The organism is Streptomyces sp. NPDC007971, from assembly GCF_042958635.1.
Taxonomy (GTDB): domain Bacteria; phylum Actinomycetota; class Actinomycetes; order Streptomycetales; family Streptomycetaceae; genus Streptomyces.
Genome location: NZ_JBIBJK010000013.1, coordinates 209,607 through 226,966, shown reverse-complemented (window position 1 = coordinate 226,966; position 17,360 = coordinate 209,607). Strand labels below are relative to the sequence as shown.

16 protein-coding genes are annotated in these 17,360 nt (G+C 71.9%); 7 read left to right on the top strand and 9 right to left on the bottom strand.

What is annotated here, in order from left to right:
* Positions 1-5: 5 nt before the first annotated feature.
* From ACFZCP_RS27440 to ACFZCP_RS27405, 8 genes are read right to left on the bottom strand one after another with little or no spacing between them, the layout of a single operon-like run.
* On the bottom strand, positions 6-2,027 hold the full coding sequence (locus ACFZCP_RS27440; protein WP_391431422.1) for an NADH-quinone oxidoreductase subunit L: 2,022 nt from the start codon (positions 2,025-2,027) through the stop codon (positions 6-8).
* Positions 2,024-2,404 carry an NADH-quinone oxidoreductase subunit NuoK gene (nuoK, locus tag ACFZCP_RS27435; protein WP_391431420.1) on the bottom strand — a complete coding sequence of 127 codons (381 nt, stop codon included), beginning with the start codon at positions 2,402-2,404 and terminating at the stop codon, positions 2,024-2,026. The genes ACFZCP_RS27440 and nuoK overlap by 4 nt, the downstream gene beginning before the upstream one ends.
* A complete protein-coding gene (locus ACFZCP_RS27430; protein ID WP_391431417.1) occupies positions 2,404-3,048 on the bottom strand; it encodes an NADH-quinone oxidoreductase subunit J in 645 nt (214 codons plus the stop codon). Before ACFZCP_RS27430 ends, nuoK begins: the two co-directional genes overlap by 1 nt.
* Entirely contained in the window at positions 3,045-3,620 is a 576-nt protein-coding gene (locus ACFZCP_RS27425) for a 4Fe-4S binding protein (protein ID WP_391431414.1), read from the bottom strand. The genes ACFZCP_RS27430 and ACFZCP_RS27425 overlap by 4 nt, the downstream gene beginning before the upstream one ends.
* The gene (locus ACFZCP_RS27420; RefSeq protein ID WP_391431411.1) at positions 3,620-4,588 is read right to left on the bottom strand and encodes an NADH-quinone oxidoreductase subunit H; all 969 of its coding nucleotides are present in this window, start codon (positions 4,586-4,588) and stop codon (positions 3,620-3,622) included. Before ACFZCP_RS27420 ends, ACFZCP_RS27425 begins: the two co-directional genes overlap by 1 nt.
* On the bottom strand, positions 4,585-5,922 hold the full coding sequence (locus ACFZCP_RS27415) for an NADH-quinone oxidoreductase subunit C (RefSeq protein ID WP_391431408.1): 1,338 nt from the start codon (positions 5,920-5,922) through the stop codon (positions 4,585-4,587). The genes ACFZCP_RS27420 and ACFZCP_RS27415 overlap by 4 nt, the downstream gene beginning before the upstream one ends.
* Positions 5,922-6,641, bottom strand: a complete 720-nt coding sequence (locus tag ACFZCP_RS27410) for an NADH-quinone oxidoreductase subunit NuoB (protein ID WP_391431405.1) — start codon at positions 6,639-6,641, stop codon at positions 5,922-5,924. Before ACFZCP_RS27410 ends, ACFZCP_RS27415 begins: the two co-directional genes overlap by 1 nt.
* Positions 6,632-7,048 carry an NADH-quinone oxidoreductase subunit A gene (locus ACFZCP_RS27405; RefSeq protein ID WP_391431402.1) on the bottom strand — a complete coding sequence of 139 codons (417 nt, stop codon included), beginning with the start codon at positions 7,046-7,048 and terminating at the stop codon, positions 6,632-6,634. The genes ACFZCP_RS27410 and ACFZCP_RS27405 overlap by 10 nt, the downstream gene beginning before the upstream one ends.
* 220 nt (positions 7,049-7,268) lie before the next feature.
* Between ACFZCP_RS27405 and ACFZCP_RS27400 the strand changes: the two genes are divergently transcribed.
* From ACFZCP_RS27400 to ACFZCP_RS27380, 5 genes are all read left to right on the top strand, one after another.
* Positions 7,269-8,477, top strand: a complete 1,209-nt coding sequence (locus ACFZCP_RS27400) for a sensor domain-containing protein (protein WP_391431399.1) — start codon at positions 7,269-7,271, stop codon at positions 8,475-8,477.
* 451 nt (positions 8,478-8,928) lie between these two features.
* Positions 8,929-10,293 (top strand): sensor domain-containing protein, encoded by a 1,365-nt coding sequence (locus ACFZCP_RS27395; protein ID WP_391431396.1) that lies wholly within the window; start codon positions 8,929-8,931, stop codon positions 10,291-10,293.
* A 359-nt stretch (positions 10,294-10,652) separates the two neighbouring features.
* A complete protein-coding gene (locus ACFZCP_RS27390) occupies positions 10,653-11,312 on the top strand; it encodes a response regulator transcription factor (RefSeq protein WP_362689973.1) in 660 nt (219 codons plus the stop codon).
* 341 nt (positions 11,313-11,653) lie between these two features.
* Positions 11,654-13,582: a 2-oxoacid:acceptor oxidoreductase subunit alpha gene (locus tag ACFZCP_RS27385; RefSeq protein ID WP_391431394.1), complete on the top strand. Its 1,929-nt coding sequence runs from the start codon at positions 11,654-11,656 to the stop codon at positions 13,580-13,582.
* Entirely contained in the window at positions 13,575-14,654 is a 1,080-nt protein-coding gene (locus tag ACFZCP_RS27380) for a thiamine pyrophosphate-dependent enzyme (RefSeq protein ID WP_391431391.1), read from the top strand. Before ACFZCP_RS27385 ends, ACFZCP_RS27380 begins: the two co-directional genes overlap by 8 nt.
* 46 nt (positions 14,655-14,700) lie before the next feature.
* Here the strand turns inward: ACFZCP_RS27380 and ACFZCP_RS27375 are convergent, their stop codons facing one another.
* Positions 14,701-15,111 carry a winged helix-turn-helix transcriptional regulator gene (locus ACFZCP_RS27375; RefSeq protein WP_391431388.1) on the bottom strand — a complete coding sequence of 137 codons (411 nt, stop codon included), beginning with the start codon at positions 15,109-15,111 and terminating at the stop codon, positions 14,701-14,703.
* 91 nt (positions 15,112-15,202) lie between these two features.
* On the opposite strand from ACFZCP_RS27375, the gene ACFZCP_RS27370 reads away from it, so the two are divergent.
* Together ACFZCP_RS27370 and rarD are read left to right on the top strand one after the other, a co-directional pair.
* Positions 15,203-16,057, top strand: a complete 855-nt coding sequence (locus ACFZCP_RS27370; RefSeq protein WP_391431385.1) for an NAD(P)H-binding protein — start codon at positions 15,203-15,205, stop codon at positions 16,055-16,057.
* A 154-nt stretch (positions 16,058-16,211) separates the two neighbouring features.
* Positions 16,212-17,165, top strand: coding sequence for an EamA family transporter RarD (rarD, locus tag ACFZCP_RS27365; RefSeq protein ID WP_391431382.1), 954 nt, complete (start codon positions 16,212-16,214; stop codon positions 17,163-17,165).
* The last annotated feature ends 195 nt before the right edge of the window (positions 17,166-17,360 follow it).

The window sequence follows — 17,360 nt, the reverse complement described above, 5'->3', positions numbered from 1 at the left end:
CCTGCTCACGCTCCCGTGGCGACGAGGAGGACGGCGACCGCCAGGACGACGGTGCCGGCGAGCAGCGCGCTCACATAGGTCTGCACATTGCCGGTCTGCGCGCGCCGTACGGCGGCCCCGAGCAGGCGCGGCAGGGCGGCCGCGCCGCGTACGTAGGTGTCGACGACCGCGCTGTCGAGGAACCGGACGAGACTCGCTCCGGCCTGGACCGGGCGGACGAACAGCGCCGCGTACACGGCGTCCAGGTGGAAGCCGGCGGCCGCGTGCCGGTACAGCGGGCCGAGCAGCAGCCGGCCGGGGTCGGGCGCGTGGGCGAGGTCGCGGTAGTCCGGCCCGTGGTCGGCGAGGGCGTGGGCCTCGACGAGGCTCGCGTCGCCCTCCGGATGCGCGGCGGCCTCGCCCTGGAGGCTCTCCCACTCGAAGGAGGGAGCGGGCGCTGCCGGGGTGCGGGCGGCGAGTGCGCTGGTGCGCTGCCAGGCGCCGTAGGCCAGTAGCCCGCCGACCAGCGCGAGGCCGGTGCCGAGGACGGAGGTGAGGAGCGTCGGGGTCAGGTCGCGGCCGTCGAACCAGCCGGGCAGCGAGCGGTAGGCGAGCCCGCCGAAGGCGAGGGAGGGCACGGCGAGGACCCACAGCACCACGGTCATCGTCAGGGGCTGGCGGCCGTGGTCGGGGGCTTCGGCGCCCCGGCCGCGGAAGGCCAGCAGCCACAGCCGGGTGGCGTAGGCGGCGGTGAGCAGGGCCGTGAGCAGACCGGCGACGAGGACGATCCAGCCCGCCGAGCCGGGGGCGTGGTCGGTGTGGCCGGTGGCGGCGTGCTCGGCGGCGCCGAGGACGGACTCCTTGGAGAAGAAGCCGCTGAAGGGAGGGATCGCGGCGAGCGCGAGCAGCGCCACGGTCATGGTCCAGTAGGCGTCCGGGACGCGGTCGCGCAGGTGGCTCATCCGGGACATGGCGGCCAGCGAGTTGGTGCCCGCGGCGTGGATGATCACGCCGGCCGCGAGGAACAGCAGCGCCTTGAAGGCGCCGTGCGAGAGGAGGTGGAAGACGGCGGCACCGCGGTCGCCGACGGCGAGGGCGCCGGTCATGTAGCCGAGCTGGCCGATCGTCGAGTAGGCGAGGACGCGCTTGATGTCGTCCTGGGCGAGCGCGGCGAGGCCGGAGCCGGCCATCGTGACGGCGGCCATCACGGCGAGGACCACCATCGCGGTCCGGGACGCCTCGAACACCGGCAGGAGGCGGGCGACGAAGTAGACACCGGCGGCGACCATCGTCGCGGCGTGGATCAGCGCCGAGACGGGCGTCGGGCCCGCCATCGCGTCGGGGAGCCAGGTGTGCAGCGGGAACTGGGCGGACTTGCCGGCCACGCCCGCGAGCAGCAGCAGGGCGATCAGGGTCGGGTGGTCGATGCCGCCGCTCGCCACGGCCCCCAGGACGCGGGTGATGCGGAACGATCCGGCGTCCGTGCCCAGGGCGAACAGGCCGATGAGGAACGGCACGTCGCCGAGCTTGGTGACCAGGAAGGCCTTCAGGGAGGCCGCGCGCGCCTCGGGGGTCTCCCAGTAGTGGCCGACGAGGAAGTAGGAGCAGATGCCCATGACTTCCCAGCCGACCAGCAGCACCATCAGGTCGCCGGAGTAGACGACCAGGAGCATCGCGGAGGTGAACAGGGAGACGAGGGCCGCGTAGGAGGGGTAGCGCGGGTCGTCGCGCAGGTAACCCGTCGAGTAGATCTGCACGCAGGTCGCGACGAAGGCGACCACGACGGCGACGAGCGCGGCGAAGCCGTCGATGTCCAGGGCCAGGTCGATCGGCACCGAGCCGGTCGGGGTCAGCTGGGTGTGGGCCTCGATCGCCGGGCCGCCCCCCTGCCGTACGGCGACCAGCGCGGCCAGCACGAGCGAGGCCAGGGCGGGCAGGACGGCGAGCGGGCGGACGAACCCGGGGGCGGTGCGCCCCAGGAGCAGGCCGGCCGCGGCGCCCAGGAACGGCAGGAGGGGGACGAGGACGGCCAGGGTGGTCGTGGTCACGCGGTGGCCTCAGCCTTCTCGGCCGCGGAGGTGTCGCCCTCGGAGCCCCCGCTGTCGGGACTCTCGGCGGTGTCGCGGAGCTTGTCGATGTCGGAGGTGCCGCGGTTGCGGTGGACGGCGAGCACGATCGCGAGGCCGATGCCGATCTCGGCGGCGGCGACGGCGATGGTGAACAGGGTCAGCGCCTGGCCGGAGTGCAGGGTGTCCCGGGCGGCCCGGCTGAGCCAGACGTCGAAGGCGACCAGGTTGAGGTTGACGGCGTTGAGCATCAGCTCGACCGACATGAGGACCAGGATCGCGTTGCGGCGGGCGAGGACGCCGTACAGGCCGGTGCAGAAGAGGAGGGCGGAGAGGACGGCGGGATAGGCGAGGTGCATCAGCGGGCGCCTTCCTTCTCGCCGGGGACGGTCACGGGAGTGGCCGGGGTGCCGGAGGCCGCGTCGCTCGTCCCGGAGGCCGCGCCCGTCGTGCCGGAGGCCGCGTCCGCCTTCGCCTTGCGGGACAGGACGATCGCGCCGACCAGGGCCGCGAGGAGGAGGACGGAGAGGGCCTCGAAGGGCAGGACCCAGTTCTGGAAGAGGCTCTCGCCGGTGACGCGGGTGGTGCCGGCGGCCGGGCCGGCCAGGTCGATCCAGGTGGTGCGGAAGGCGTCGACGACGACCCACACCAGGGCGACGGCGGCGGCCGCCGCGACAGCCAGGGCGATCCAGCGGTTGCCGGAGTCGGCGTCCGGGGAGCGGCCGATGGGGGCCTTGGTGAGCATCAGACCGAACAGGAGGAGGACGACGACGGATCCGACGTAGATGAGGACCTGCACCCAGGCGATGAACTCGGCGGTGAGCAGGAGGTACTCCACGGCGAGGCCGCCGAGGGCGACCACCAGCCACAGGGCGGCGTGCACCAGCTGCCGGGTGGTGACGGTGACCAGGGCCGCGCCGAAGGTCATCAGGCCGACGAGCAGGAAGGCGATCTCGACCCCGGTCGGGGACAGGAAGCCGTGCGGTGCTGCGGCGAGGCTCACGACTGCCCCTCCTCGGGTACGGCCTGTGCGGCGGCCAGCTTCTCGGCGGTCTTGCGGGCGGCGGCGTTCTCCTTCGGTTCCTCCGCGCCCGGGTCGAGGGCGGGCGGGGCCGGGACGGTCCACATCCACTCGCGGAGCTTGTCCCGCTCATGGGTCAGCTCACGGATGTCGGTCTCGGCGTACTCGAACTCCGGGGACCAGAAGAGCGCGTCGAAAGGACAGACCTCGATGCAGATACCGCAGTACATGCACAGGGAGAAGTCGATGGCGAACCGGTCGAGGACGTTGCGGCTGCGCTCGCGGCCGCCGGGGGCGGCCGGCGGGACCGTCTCCTTGTGGGAGTCGATGTAGATGCACCAGTCGGGGCACTCGCGGGCGCACAGCATGCAGACCGTGCAGTTCTCCTCGAACAGGCCGATCACACCGCGGGTGCGGGGCGGCAGCTCGGGCTGGGCGTCCGGGTACTGCTCGGTGACGGACTTCCTCGTCATCGTGCGGAGAGTGACGGCCAGGCCCTTGGCGAGGCCGGAGCCGGGGAAGCGGGACCGGGTGGGCGGGAGGGAGTCGGCCATCAGGAGATCACCACCTTGACGATGCCGGTGAGGGCGATCTGGGCGAGAGCGAGGGGGACGAGGAGCGTCCAGGAGAGCTTCTGGAGCTGGTCCTCGCGCAGACGGGGGTAGGTCACGCGGAGCCAGATGACGACGAAGGCGAGGATCGCGGTCTTCAGCAGGGTCCACAGCCAGCCGAGACCGTCGGCGCCCCACGGGCCGTGCCAGCCGCCCAGGAAGAGGACGGTGGTCAGACCGCACAGGACGACGATCCCGGCGTACTCGGCGAGCAGGAACAGCGCGAACCTGAGGCCGGTGTACTCGGTGTACGCGCCGAAGATGATCTCGGAGTCGGCGACGGGCATGTCGAAGGGCGGGCGCTGCAGCTCGGCGAGGCCGGCCACGAAGAACACGACGGCGCCCACGATCTGCCAGGGCAGCCACCACCAGTGGAAGGCGTGCAGGATGCCCGGCAGGGAGACGGTTCCGGCCGCCATGGCCACGGAGGCCGCGGCGAGCAGCATCGGGAGCTCGTAGGCGAGCAGCTGGGCGGCCGTGCGCAGGCCGCCGAGCAGCGAGAACTTGTTGGCGCTGGCCCAGCCGGCCATCAGCGAGCCGAGGACGCCGACGCCCATCACCGCGAGCACGAAGAAGACGCCCGCGTCCAGGACCTGGCCGACCGCGCCCTCGCCCGGCCCGATCGGGATGGCGAGCAGGACGAGCAGATACGGCAGCAGGGCCACCGCGGGGGCGAGCTGAAAGACGCGGCGGTCGGCGCCCGCCGGGACCACGTCCTCCTTCTGCGCGAACTTCACGCCGTCGGCGATGAGCTGGGCCCAGCCGTGGAAGCCGCCCGCGTACATCGGGCCGAGGCGGCCCTGCATGTGGGCCATCACCTTGTGCTCGGTCTGACCGACGATCAGGGGGAAGGTGAGGAAGACGACGAACACGACCAGGAGTCGCACAGCGACGTCGAGCGCGTCGTTCACTGCGGGCCTCCGGTGGGGTCGTCGGGGGTGCTCTGGTCTTCGGGTGCCGTCGGGGCTTCGGGGGCCTTGGGCGCTTCGGGCTGCGGCTCGGGCGTCCGGTTCTCTTCCGGTGCCTGCTCCGACGGCTTCTCCGCTTGCCGTGCCTGCTCCGGTGCCTGCTCGGGTTCCTGCTCCGCTTGCCGTGCCTGCTCCTCGGCCTGCTTCGGCCCGCGCTGCTCGTCGAAGGCCGGGCGTGCGTGGTGCCAGGGGGCGTCCGAGCTGCGCGGGGCCGTGTCCCGGCCGTCTGCGGCGCCGTCCTGTTCGGCCGACGCCGGTTCCTGGGTCCCGGCCCGCTGCGAGGCCGAGCCCCCCGAGGCGCTGCGTGCGCGGCGCGGGCCGGCCGGCGCCGGGCGGGACTCGGGTGCCGCCGGGGACTCGGTGGCCGGTGCCTCCGCCGTCTGGCTCACCGAGCCCTGGCTCGCGCTCCGCATGCGACGCGGGCGGGCGCCGGCTCCAGCAGCTCCGGCAACTCCAGCCCCGGCAGCTCCTGCAGCCGTCTCGCCGGAAGCCTGCTCGGCGCTCTGGCCGACGGTCCGGCCGGTGGTCTGATCGGTGGTCTGACCGGTGGTCTGAACGGTGGTCTGGCCGGCCGAGCCCTCCGCCGCCGTACGGGCACGCCGTACCGGACGCTCGCCCGCGGCCGCGGCCCGCTCTCCGGCCGCTCGCGCGGGCCGCTCCCCCGCCGCACGCCCCGCGCCCCGGGCCGGGCGCGCAGGAGCGGGCGGCAGCTGGCCCTTCAGCGGGCCCCACTCGTTCGGATCCGGGACGCCCGGCGGCAGCATCTGGCGGCGCTTGGGCCCGCCGTGCTCGGACTCGCCCGGCTCCTTGGCCCCCGGCCAGGCCTTGGCCACCCGGGCGGCGAGGACGAAGTCCTTGCGCAGGGGGTGGCCCTCGAAGGTCTCCGGAAGGAGCAGGTGTTCCAGGCCGGGGTGGCCCTCGAAGACGACCCCGAACATCTCGTGGGTCTCGCGCTCGTGCCATGCCGCGCCCGCGTAGACGCCGACGGCGGACGGCAGCGTCGCCGCCTCGTGCGGGACCGTCGTGCGCAGGAGAAGACGGCGGACCGGCCCGAGCGCGACGACGTGGGCGGTCACGCGAAAGCCCGTGCCCGGCTCGTCGACCGCGCTCAGCCAGTCGAAGTAGGTGCAGGACAGGGTCGTACGGGCCGTCCGAAGGGCGGTGAGCCAAGAGGTCGACGGGACGTCCACGGTCAGGACCTCGTACGCCTCCTCGGCCGTGGCTTGCGCACCGAAGAGTTCCTCGGCGGGGGCTGGCAGCCAGCCGACCGTGCTCATCACGCGTCACCTTCGTCCGAAGCGGAGGCGGCGGATGCGGAAGCAGAAGAGGAGCCAGAACCCGAGCCAGGCCTGGAGCCGGAGTCGGCGTCGGCGTCGGCGCCAGCAGCGGGCGCAGGTGCGGAGGCGGCGGCCGGGGGCTTCACCAGGCCGCTCTGCAGGGCCGCCGTGGACGGCCGGGACGTCCCGTACCGCTCGTCGAGCGACTCGCGGGCGATCTTCTCCTGGAGCTTGAGGATGCCCTGGAGCAGCGCCTCGGGGCGCGGCGGGCACCCGGGGACGTACACGTCGACGGGGATGATCTGGTCGACGCCCTTGGTGACGGAGTAGGAGTCCCAGTACGGTCCGCCGCAGTTGGAGCAGGCGCCGAAGGAGATGACGTACTTGGGCTCCGGCATCTGCTCGTACAGGCGCTTGACGGCCGGGGCCATCTTGTCCGTCACGGTGCCGGAGACGACCATCAGGTCGGCCTGGCGGGGGCCCGGCGCGAAGGGGATCACACCGAGGCGGATGAAGTCGTGGCGGGCCATCGACGCGGCGATGAACTCGATCGCACAGCAGGCGAGGCCGAAGTTGAACACCCACAGCGAGTAGCGGCGACCCCAGTTCAGGACCACCTTCATCGGTTCGGGCGCAAGGCGGGCGAGCGCGCCCAGCCGCTTGGGCTCGGGAAGCGGCACGGGCTCGGAGACCGGCGGAGCCGAGGCGTTCACGTCCATGCCAGGACTCCCTTCTTGTAGGCGTAGAGCAGGCCCACGGCGAGGAAGCCGAGGAAGATGAACATCTCGGCCAGGGTCGTCGCACCGTAGCCGGGGGCGGCGAAGACCGTGGCCCACGGGAAGAGGAAGATCGAGTCGACGGCGAAGATCACGTAGAGGAAGGCGTAGACGTAGTAGCGGACCTGGGTGTGGGCCCAGCCCTCGCCGACAGGGTCGACGCCGCACTCGTACGTCAGGAGTTTCTCGGGGGTGGGTACGACCGGGCGCAGCAGGCGGCCGGCCCCGAAGGCGACCGCGACGAAGAGCACGCCCACGACGGCGAGCAGTCCCACGACCGAGTAGGACCGGAAGTAGTCCGCCGCGACATCGGCCGCGGCGACCGTCGAGCCCCCCAACGTCTCCCGCACCGTCCGCCTCGCTCCCTGACCTCGTGACCTTTGTGGATCCTGTGCTGCACCGTGATTCGAGGATCTGTACGCACGGGAGTCTAGGCCCTGATAAAGACACGGTAAGCGGCCCGTCACGGCGTGAGACGCGTGGACGCTGTGAGGGGTGGGGTTTTCCCCAGGAGAAGGAGGCGGCGGACCGCATGGCGCAAGAGGTGCCGGGCACGGCAGGCTTGCCGGTATGACCGCTCCCGCCTCCGCCTTCGGCCGCGCCGACGGCCCCGACCGCCTTCCTCCGGTCCGGTTCGCCTACGACCGGCACACCTGGAAGGAGATCGCGCATCTTCTGCTGAACCTGCCGGTGGCGGTGTTCGGCTTCGTCTACGCCTGCACGGTGGTGGTCACCGGCGGAGTCCTCACCCTCACGGTGATCGGACTCCCGATGCTGGCCCTCTCGCTGCTGGGTGCCCGGCAACTGGGCAAGCTGGAGCGGAGCCGGTCCCGGGCGCTGCTCGGGGTGCACGTGGAGGAGCCGTCGCCGCTGCCGATCGCGCGGGGCGGGGGGCCGGTGCAGCGGCTGTGGCTGGCGCTGAAGGACCCGGTGGGCTGGCGGACGCTGCTGTACGACTTCATCCGGCTGCCCTGGGGCATCCTCACCTTCTGCACCGTGCTGACCTCGTTGTTCGTGCTGTGGCCCGTGCTGCCGTTCATCGCTCGGGGGATGGCCAACGTGGACCGGGCGATGGTGCGCGGGCTGCTGTCGCCCTCCGACGAGCTGGAACGCCGTATCGCCGAGCTGGAGTCGGACCGCGGGGTGGTGGTCGACACGGCCGCCGCCGATCTGCGCCGCATCGAGCGGGACCTGCACGACGGGGCACAGGCCCGCCTGGTGAACCTGGCGATGGGGCTCGGCCTGGCCAAGGAGAAGCTGCTGGAGGGCCAGGCCGACGACGCCGTCGCGGCGATGGTGGACGAGGCGCACGGCGAGGTGAAGCTCGCGCTGCAGGAGCTGCGCGACCTGGCCCGGGGCATCCATCCGGCCGTGCTGACCGACCGCGGCCTGGACGCCGCCCTGTCCTCGGTCGCCTCCCGCTGCACGGTGCCGGTGAAGGTGACGGCGGACCTGCCGGCCCGGCCGGCCCCGGCCATCGAGGGCATCGCCTACTTCACCGTCTCCGAACTCCTGCAGAACATCAGCAAGCACAGCGGGGCACGCTCCGCGTCGGTGGACGTGTGGCGCTCGGAGGACCGGCTGCTCATCCAGGTCCAGGACGACGGCCGCGGCGGCGCCCGGCTGGACGGCGGCAGCGGCATGCGAGGCCTGGCGGAGCGGCTGGGCGCCGTGGACGGCCTGTTCGTCGTCGACTCCCCGGCCGGCGGCCCGACGGTGGTCACGGCGGAACTGCCCTGGCGGGACCGCAGGGAGCAGGAAGTGGGACGTACGGAGTAGGAGTCAGGAGTAGGGAGTAGGCAGCAGGGAGCCGGAAGCGGCCGTGCCGCCGCGGCATGCGGCGCAGGTACGTGACCCGCCCGAGGAGTTCGGGCGGGTCACGGCCTTCCTGAAGCCTCCGGCCGCGCCCTGTCCGACGGGATCAAGGTGCCCATGGACGAGGGCGGGGGCAGGGCGCGGCGCCCGCGCATCGCGGCACGGGCCAGGGCACCACGGGCCAGGGCACCACGGGCCAGGGCACCACGGGCCAGGGCACCACGCCCGCGCATCCCGGGGACAGTGGGCGCGGATCGCGCCCCGCCCCCTCCCCTCGCACTCCGGTGCACCCCCAGGGTGGGGAAAACCCCCGGTCCGAGAGACCGACGGCCTCCATGGCCCGCGAAGCCGCCGCCCACCAGGCTGGGAGATACGGCAGCACCGCCGTCAGGACGAGCAGAACGGGACGACACCGATGGCCACGGAGTACGGACAGGAGTACGGGCGGGGACACGGGGACCCGGCCGGATCCGGCTACCCCGCCCGCGACGGAGAGCGGCGCCATCTGCTGCCCGCCGCGCTGCGGGCGCCCGTCGAGGCGCGCAGCTGGCGCGAGTTCGGGTATGTGCTGCTGGGTCTGCCGATCGCAGTGGTGCTGTTCGTCTGGTCGGTCACGATGGTGGCGCTGGGCGCCGGCCTGCTGGTGACCTTCCTCGGGATCCCGGTGCTGGCGATGGCGCTCGTCGGCTGCCGGGGCTTCGGCGCGTTGGAGCGAACGCGGGCGCGCGCGCTGCTGGGACTGGACGTGGCCGAGCCGGAGCCGCTGCGCACGAGCAAGCCCGGGGTGTTCGCCTGGATCGGCGCGGTGCTGAAGAGCGGCGCCTCCTGGCGGGCTCTGCTGTACGCGCTGCTGCAGTTCCCGTGGGCCGTGTTCTCGTTCGTCGTGGCGGTGAGCTTCTGGACCTACGGCTGGGCGCTGCTGACGTACCCGCTGTGGTTCTGGGTGTTCCCGATGTACGGCGGGCAGGGCGGCCTGCAGCTGTACGGCGACGAGCACCACAGCATCTACCTCGACAACCCGTTCGAGATCACGGTGACCGCGCTGGTCGGCCTGCTGTTCACGCTGGCCACCCCGTGGATCGTGCGGGCGTTGACGACCGTGGACGGGCTGCTGGTGCGCGGGCTGCTGGGGCCGACCCGGCTGTCGGCGCGGGTCGTGGAGCTGGAGTCGGACCGCGGGATCGTGGTGGACACGGCGGCCGCCGATCTGCGCCGCATCGAGCGGGACCTGCACGACGGCGCCCAGGCCCGTCTGGTGGGCCTGGCCATGGATCTGGGTCTGGCCAAGGAGAAGCTGCGGGAGGACCCGCGGGCGGCGGCCCGGATGGTGGACGACGCCCACGGCGAGGTCAAGACGGCGCTGCAGGAACTGCGCGACCTGGCCCGGGGCATCCATCCGGCCGTGCTGACCGACCGCGGCCTGGACGCCGCCCTGTCCTCGGTCGCCTCCCGCTGCACGGTGCCGGTGAAGGTGGAGGTAGACCTGCCGGCCCGGCCGGCCCCGGCCATCGAGGGCATCGCCTACTTCACCGTCTCCGAACTCCTGCAGAACATCAGCAAGCACAGCGGGGCACGCTCGGCCTCCGTCGACGTGTGGCGTGCCGAGGACCGGCTGCTCGTCCAGGTGATGGACGACGGGGTGGGCGGCGCGGACCCCTCCCAGGGCTCGGGGCTGGCGGGCCTGGCCGGCCGCCTGGGCGCGGTGGACGGAGTCCTGGTCGTGGACTCGCCGGCCGGCGGTCCCACCCGCGTGATCGCCGAACTCCCCTGGCGGGCCTGAGCACCCCCACCCGCAGGACCACTCCCCCACCCACCCGACCACCCCTCCACCTGCGCGCCCCTGCGCCCCTCGGCTTACAGCCCCCTCCGCCGTTCCGCCCAGGCGATCCCGAACACCACCCACCCGGCCACTCCCCCGTCCACCCCTCCGCTCGGCAGCCCCCTCCGCTCGGGCGGCTCCCCCCTCCGCCCGGACGGTGCCGAGCGCCGTCCATGCGCCCGTTCGGCGCCCGACACACCGGCCCCCGGTTTTCTGGCCCCTGCGCACAGCGGCCCGATTGCTGGGATGCTGGACTGTCGTACGAAACGACATCGTCGGAAGGTCGGGAAGTGGGGGGCCGGGAGATCGTGGAGGACAGAGTGCGGGTGGTCATCGCCGAGGACTCGGTGCTGCTCAGAGAGGGCCTGACCCGGTTGCTGACCGACCGCGGGCACGACGTCGTGGCCGGCGTCGGGGATGCGGAGGCGCTGGTCAAGACCATTGCCGACCTGGATGCGCAGGGCGCGCTGCCCGACGTCGTGGTGGCGGACGTACGGATGCCGCCGACGCACACCGACGAGGGGGTGCGGGCGGCCGTACGGCTGCGCAAGAGCCACCCGGGGCTCGGGGTACTCGTGCTGTCGCAGTACGTGGAGGAGCGCTACGCCACCGAACTGCTGGCCGGTTCCAGCCGGGGCGTGGGCTATCTGCTCAAGGACCGGGTCGCCGAGGTGCGGGAGTTCGTCGACGCGGTGGTGCGGGTGGCCGAGGGCGGGACGGCGCTGGACCCGGAGGTCGTGGCGCAGCTGCTGGGCCGCAGCCGCAAGCAGGACGTGCTGGCGGGGCTCACCCCGCGCGAGCGCGAGGTGCTGGGGCTGATGGCGGAGGGCAGGACGAACTCGGCGATCGCACGGCAGCTGGTGGTCAGTGACGGAGCCGTGGAGAAACACGTCAGCAACATCTTCCTCAAGCTCGGTCTGTCCCAGAGCGAGGGTGATCACCGGCGTGTTCTGGCGGTCCTGACCTATCTGAACTCATGATGACCTGACACTGTGTCAGCATCGCCTCGGGCTGTCCGGGTCGGCACGGCCCGGGGCCGTCCGGGTCAGCACCGCGTCAGGCCGTCCCGCTTCTGTGGAATCCGGACACCCGAGCGGCGGGCCGGGGGCGGAAACCGGAGAAAGCGGGGGAGCACGGGGAGCGGCTCGGACGACGCTCCGGTGCGGGACATCATGACAACTCAGCGCGACAGGCCGTCTCGAAACGCCGTCCATTCTGCGGATGGCCCCGGGAAGGCGACCCTAACCGACGTAGGGTTGATCCTGGGATGGTCGGTGGGACGACCATGCCCGGACAGCCGCCTCGAAGGAGGTCCAGTTCAGTGACCAGCCAGGTCAGCAGCCCAGCGGAACAGGCCGACGGAACCGTCGTGGGAGAGCAGCGCAAACCGGGCGGAACCAAGGATGTCCGGCGTCTGGACCGGGTCATCATCCGGTTCGCGGGGGACTCGGGTGACGGCATGCAGCTCACCGGTGACCGCTTCACCTCGGAGACCGCGTCCTTCGGCAACGACCTCTCCACCCTGCCGAACTTCCCGGCCGAGATCCGCGCCCCTGCCGGCACACTGCCCGGCGTCTCCTCGTTCCAGCTCCATTTCGCCGACCACGACATCCTCACCCCGGGCGACGCGCCGAACGTGCTGGTCGCGATGAACCCGGCCGCCCTGAAGGCCAACATCGGCGACCTGCCGCGCGGCGCCGAGATCATCGTCAACACGGACGAATTCACCAAGCGTGCCCTGCAGAAGGTCGGCTACGGTGCCTCCCCGCTGGAGGACGGCTCGCTGGACGGCTACAACCTGCACCCGGTGCCGCTGACCACTCTGACGGTCGAGGCGCTGAAGGAGTTCGACCTCTCCCGCAAGGAGGCCGAGCGCAGCAAGAACATGTTCGCGCTGGGCCTGCTGAGCTGGATGTACCACCGGCCCACCGAGGGCACCGAGAAGTTCCTGACGTCGAAGTTCGCGAAGAAGCCGGAGATCGCGGCGGCCAACATCGCGGCGTTCCGGGCGGGCTGGAACTTCGGCGAGACGACCGAGGACTTCGCGGTCTCCTACGAGGTCGCCCCGGCCGCCAAGGCCTTCCCGGTCGGCACCTACCGCAACATCTCCGGCAACCTGGCCCTCGCCTACGGCCTGGTCTCCGCCTCCCAGCAGGCGGATCTGCCGCTGTTCCTGGGCTCGTACCCGATCACCCCGGCCTCGGACATCCTGCACGAGCTGAGCAAGCACAAGAACTTCGGTGTGCGCACCTTCCAGGCCGAGGACGAGATCGCCGGCATCGGCGCGGCGCTCGGGGCGGCCTTCGGGGGCTCGCTCGCGGTGACGACGACGAGCGGTCCGGGTGTCGCGCTCAAGAGCGAGACGATCGGGCTCGCGGTGTCGCTGGAGCTGCCGCTGCTGGTGGTCGACATCCAGCGCGGCGGTCCCTCGACCGGGCTGCCGACCAAGACCGAGCAGGCGGACCTGCTGCAGGCCATGTTCGGGCGCAACGGTGAGGCGCCGGTCCCGGTGATCGCCCCGAAGACCCCGGCCGACTGCTTCGACGCGGCCCTGGAGGCGGCCCGGATCGCGCTGACCTACCGCACCCCCGTCTTCCTGCTCTCGGACGGCTACCTGGCCAACGGCTCCGAGCCCTGGCGGATCCCGGACCTGGACGAGCTGCCGGACCTCAGGGTGCAGTTCGCCTCCGGCCCGAACCACACCCTTCCCGACGGCACCGAGGTCTTCTGGCCGTACAAGCGGGACCCGCAGACGCTGGCCCGCCCGTGGGCGATCCCGGGCACCCCGGGCCTGGAGCACCGCATCGGCGGCATCGAGAAGCAGGACGGCACGGGCAACATCTCCTACGACCCGGCCAACCACGAGTTCATGGTCCGCACCCGCCAGGCCAAGATCGACGGGATCGAGATCCCGGACATCGAGGTCGACGACCCGCACGAGGCGAAGACGCTGGTGCTGGGCTGGGGCTCGACCTACGGGCCGATCACCGCGGCGGTACGGCGCCTGCGCGCGGCCGGAGAGTCGATCGCACAGGCCCACCTGCGCCACCTCAACCCGTTCCCCCGCAATCTCGGCGCGGTGCTGGAGCGGTACGACAAGGTGGTGGTCCCCGAGATGAACCTCGGGCAGCTCGCCACCCTGATCCGGGCGAAGTACCTGGTCGACGCCCGCTCGTACAACCAGGTCAACGGCATGCCGTTCAAGGCGGAGCAGCTCGCCGCCGCGCTGAAGGAGGCCATCGATGACTGACGCCGGCAACGGGCTGCTGCAGCTCGTCCCCAAGGCCGAGGCCAAGCAGTCGATGAAGGACTTCAAGTCCGACCAGGAAGTGCGCTGGTGCCCGGGCTGCGGCGACTACGCGATCCTCGCGGCCGTCCAGGGGTTCATGCCGGAGCTGGGCCTGGCCAAGGAGAACATCGTCTTCGTCTCCGGCATCGGCTGCTCCTCCCGGTTCCCGTACTACATGAACACGTACGGGATGCACTCCATCCACGGCCGTGCACCGGCGATCGCCACCGGCCTCGCGGCCACGCGGCGGGACCTGAGCGTGTGGGTGGTCACCGGTGACGGCGACGCCCTCTCCATCGGCGGCAACCACCTGATCCACGCCCTGCGCCGCAACGTCAACCTCAAGATCCTGCTGTTCAACAACCGGATCTACGGCCTGACCAAGGGTCAGTACAGCCCGACCTCCGAGGTCGGCAAGATCACCAAGTCGACCCCGATGGGCTCCCTCGACGCGCCCTTCAACCCGGTGTCGCTGGCGATCGGCGCGGAGGCGTCCTTCGTCGCCCGGACGATCGACTCCGACCGCAAGCACCTGACCGAGGTGCTGCGCGCGGCCGCCGACCACCCGGGCACGGCCCTGATCGAGATCTACCAGAACTGCAACATCTTCAACGACGGCGCCTTCGACGCCCTGAAAGACCGGCAGCAGGCCGAGGAGGCACTGATCCGGCTGGAGCACGGACAGCCGATCCGCTTCGGCCCCAGCGAGGGCGAGAGTGGGAGAGGGACGCGCGGGGTCGTCCGTGACCCGCAGACCGGCGACCTGAAGGTGGTGACCGTGACCGCGGAGAACGAGGCGGACATCCTGGTGCACGACGCGCATGCCGCGTCCCCCACCACCGCCTTCGCCCTCTCCCGGCTGGCCGACCCCGACACGCTGCACCACACCCCGATCGGCGTCTTCCGCTCCGTCGAGCGGCCGGTCTACGACACCCAGATGGCCGACCAGCTCGACGCGGCCATCGAGCAGCGCGGCAAGGGCGATCTGGCGGCGCTGCTGGCCGGCGGGGACACCTGGACGGTCGTCGGCTGACCCCGCCGCGGACGGCACGGACGGCGCCTGTGACAGCGCGGTTCGATCACGAGGCCCGGGAGCGCAGTTCCCGGGCCTCGTCGTAGTCGGCGCGTGCCTTCTCCACCTCGCCCAGGCGCTCGTGCGTCCACTGGGCCAGGGCCCGCACCTGCTGCGCCGCCTCGCGGCCGAGGCCGGTGAGCGAGTAGTCGACGCGGGGCGGGATGACCGGCTTGGCGTCCCGGTGGACGAGGCCGTCGCGCTCCAGGGTCTGGAGGGTCTGGGTGAGCATCTTCTCGCTGATGCGGCCCACCCGGTCGATCGCCCGGCGCAGCTCGCTGAACCGCCGCGAGCCCTCCAGCAGCTCGATCAGGACGAGCACGCCCCAGCGGCTGGTGACGTGCTCCAGGACGAGCCGGTAGGGGCACAGGGCCTCGGCCTCGGCTCCGTTGCGCCCACGCGTACCACTTACTGTCATGTCAGTACCTTACTTCAAAGTGGGTACTTTCGATTGGTTAGCGCATCTCCTAGGGTGAGTGTCACTGCCACCCCACAAGGAGTTCTGAACCATGAGCATCGTCGTCACCGGAGCCACCGGACACCTCGGCCGGCACGTCGTGGAGCAGCTGCTGGAGCGGGTCCCCGCGGAGCAGATCACCGCCGTCGTGCGCGACGAGTCCAGGGCCGCCGGCCTCGCGGCCCGCGGGGTGAGGCTCGCCGTCGCCGACTACAACGCACCCGAGACCTTCGGCGCACTGTTCGCGGCCGGCGACAAGGTCCTGCTGATCTCCGGCAACGAGTTCGACAAGGGCCGGGTGCGGCAGCACAAGGTCGTCATCGACGCCGCCAGGGCTGCGGGCGTGGCGCTGCTCGCCTACACCAGTGCCCCGGGCAGCCTCACGGCCGCGCTCGCCGACGACCACCGGGCCACCGAGGAGGTGCTGCTCGCCTCCGGGCTGCCGTACACACTGCTGCGCAACGGCTGGTACCACGAGAACTACACCGAGAACCTGGCCCCGGTGCTGGAGCACGACGCGGTCGTCGCGGCGGCCGGTGCGGGCCGGGTCTCCTCGGCCGCGCGCGCCGACTACGCCGCCGCGGCGGTCGCCGTGCTGACCGGCGAGGGCCACGAGAACCAGACGTACGAGCTGGGCGGCGACCAGGCCTGGAGCTTCGCCGAGTACGCCGCCGAGCTGAGCCGACAGACCGGCAGGGAGATCACCTACAACGCCGTCACCGGCGAGGCCCTGGAGGGCATCCTGGCCGGCACCGGACTGCCCGCCCCCTTCGTGGAGATCCTCGTCGGCGTGGACGCCTCGATCGAGAAGGGCGAGCTGGTCGTGTCCACCGGCGACCTGTCCCGTCTGGCCGGCCGTCCGACGACCCCGCTCGCCGAGGCAGTCACCGCCGCACTCAAGGGCTGACCACACCCCGGGAGCAGCCGAGCGCACCCCCCGGAAGCACAGGAGCGCCGCCTCCCCCTCCTGTCATGACCGTATGGCGATACGGGCATGACAGCTGAGGGTGTCCGGCGCTACCTTCGTTCTCGCATGCGTGAGACGTGAGAGGGAGGGGCCCGTGGCCGGGACGTCCAGGAGTGAGCACCGGATAGGCCTGCTGAACGGCTTCGCGGCCTACGGCATGTGGGGGCTGGTCCCCTTGTTCTGGCCTCTGCTGAAGCCCGCGGGAGCCGTGGAGATCCTGGCCCACCGCATGGTGTGGTCCCTCGCCTTCGTCGCGGTCGCCCTGCTCGTCGTACGGCGCTGGGCCTGGGCCGGCGAACTGCTGCGCCAGCCGAAGCGGCTCGCGCTCATCGCGGTCGCCGCGGCCGTGATCACGGTGAACTGGGGTGTCTACATCTGGGCCGTGAACTCCGGCCATGTGGTCGAGGCCTCCCTCGGGTACTTCATCAACCCGCTGGTGACCATCGCGATGGGCGTGCTGATCCTGAAGGAACGGCTGCGGCCCGTGCAGTGGGCGGCGGTCGCGACCGGCTTCGCCGCCGTCGTCGTCCTGGCCGTCGGCTACGGACGTCCGCCATGGATCTCCCTGTGTCTCGCCTTCTCCTTCGCCACCTACGGGCTGGTGAAGAAGAAGGTGGCCCTCGGCGGCATCGAGTCGCTGGCCGCCGAGACCGCCATCCAGTTCCTGCCCGCGCTCGGCTATCTGATCTGGCTCACCGCGCACGGCGAGTCCACCTTCGCCACCGGCAGTGCGGGCCACTCCGCCCTGCTCGCCTCGACGGGCATCGTCACCGCGCTGCCGCTGGTCTGCTTCGGCGCGGCGGCGATCCGCGTGCCGCTGTCCACGCTGGGGCTGCTGCAGTACCTGGCCCCCGTCTTCCAGTTCCTGCTCGGCATCCTCTACTTCCACGAGGCCATGCCGCCCGAGCGCTGGGCCGGATTCGCGCTGGTGTGGGTGGCGCTGGCGCTGCTCACCTGGAACGCCCTGCGCTCCGCGCGCAGGCCGAAGGCACTGGCCCTGCCGCCGCGCATCGAGGCGCCGGGCCCCGCTCCGACGGTGGACGCCTGACGGGAGCCGACTGCCTGACACGGGCCGGTTGCCTGGGGGCCGACCGCCTGACAGGAGCCGACCGCCTGACACGGGTCGGCTGCCTGAGGGGATCGGCCGCCTGGCGAAGGCCGATTGCCGAAGGCCGGCCGGCCGACTGCCTGACGAGGGCCGGTCACCAAAGGCCCGCCGACTGCCTGACACGGGCCGGTGACC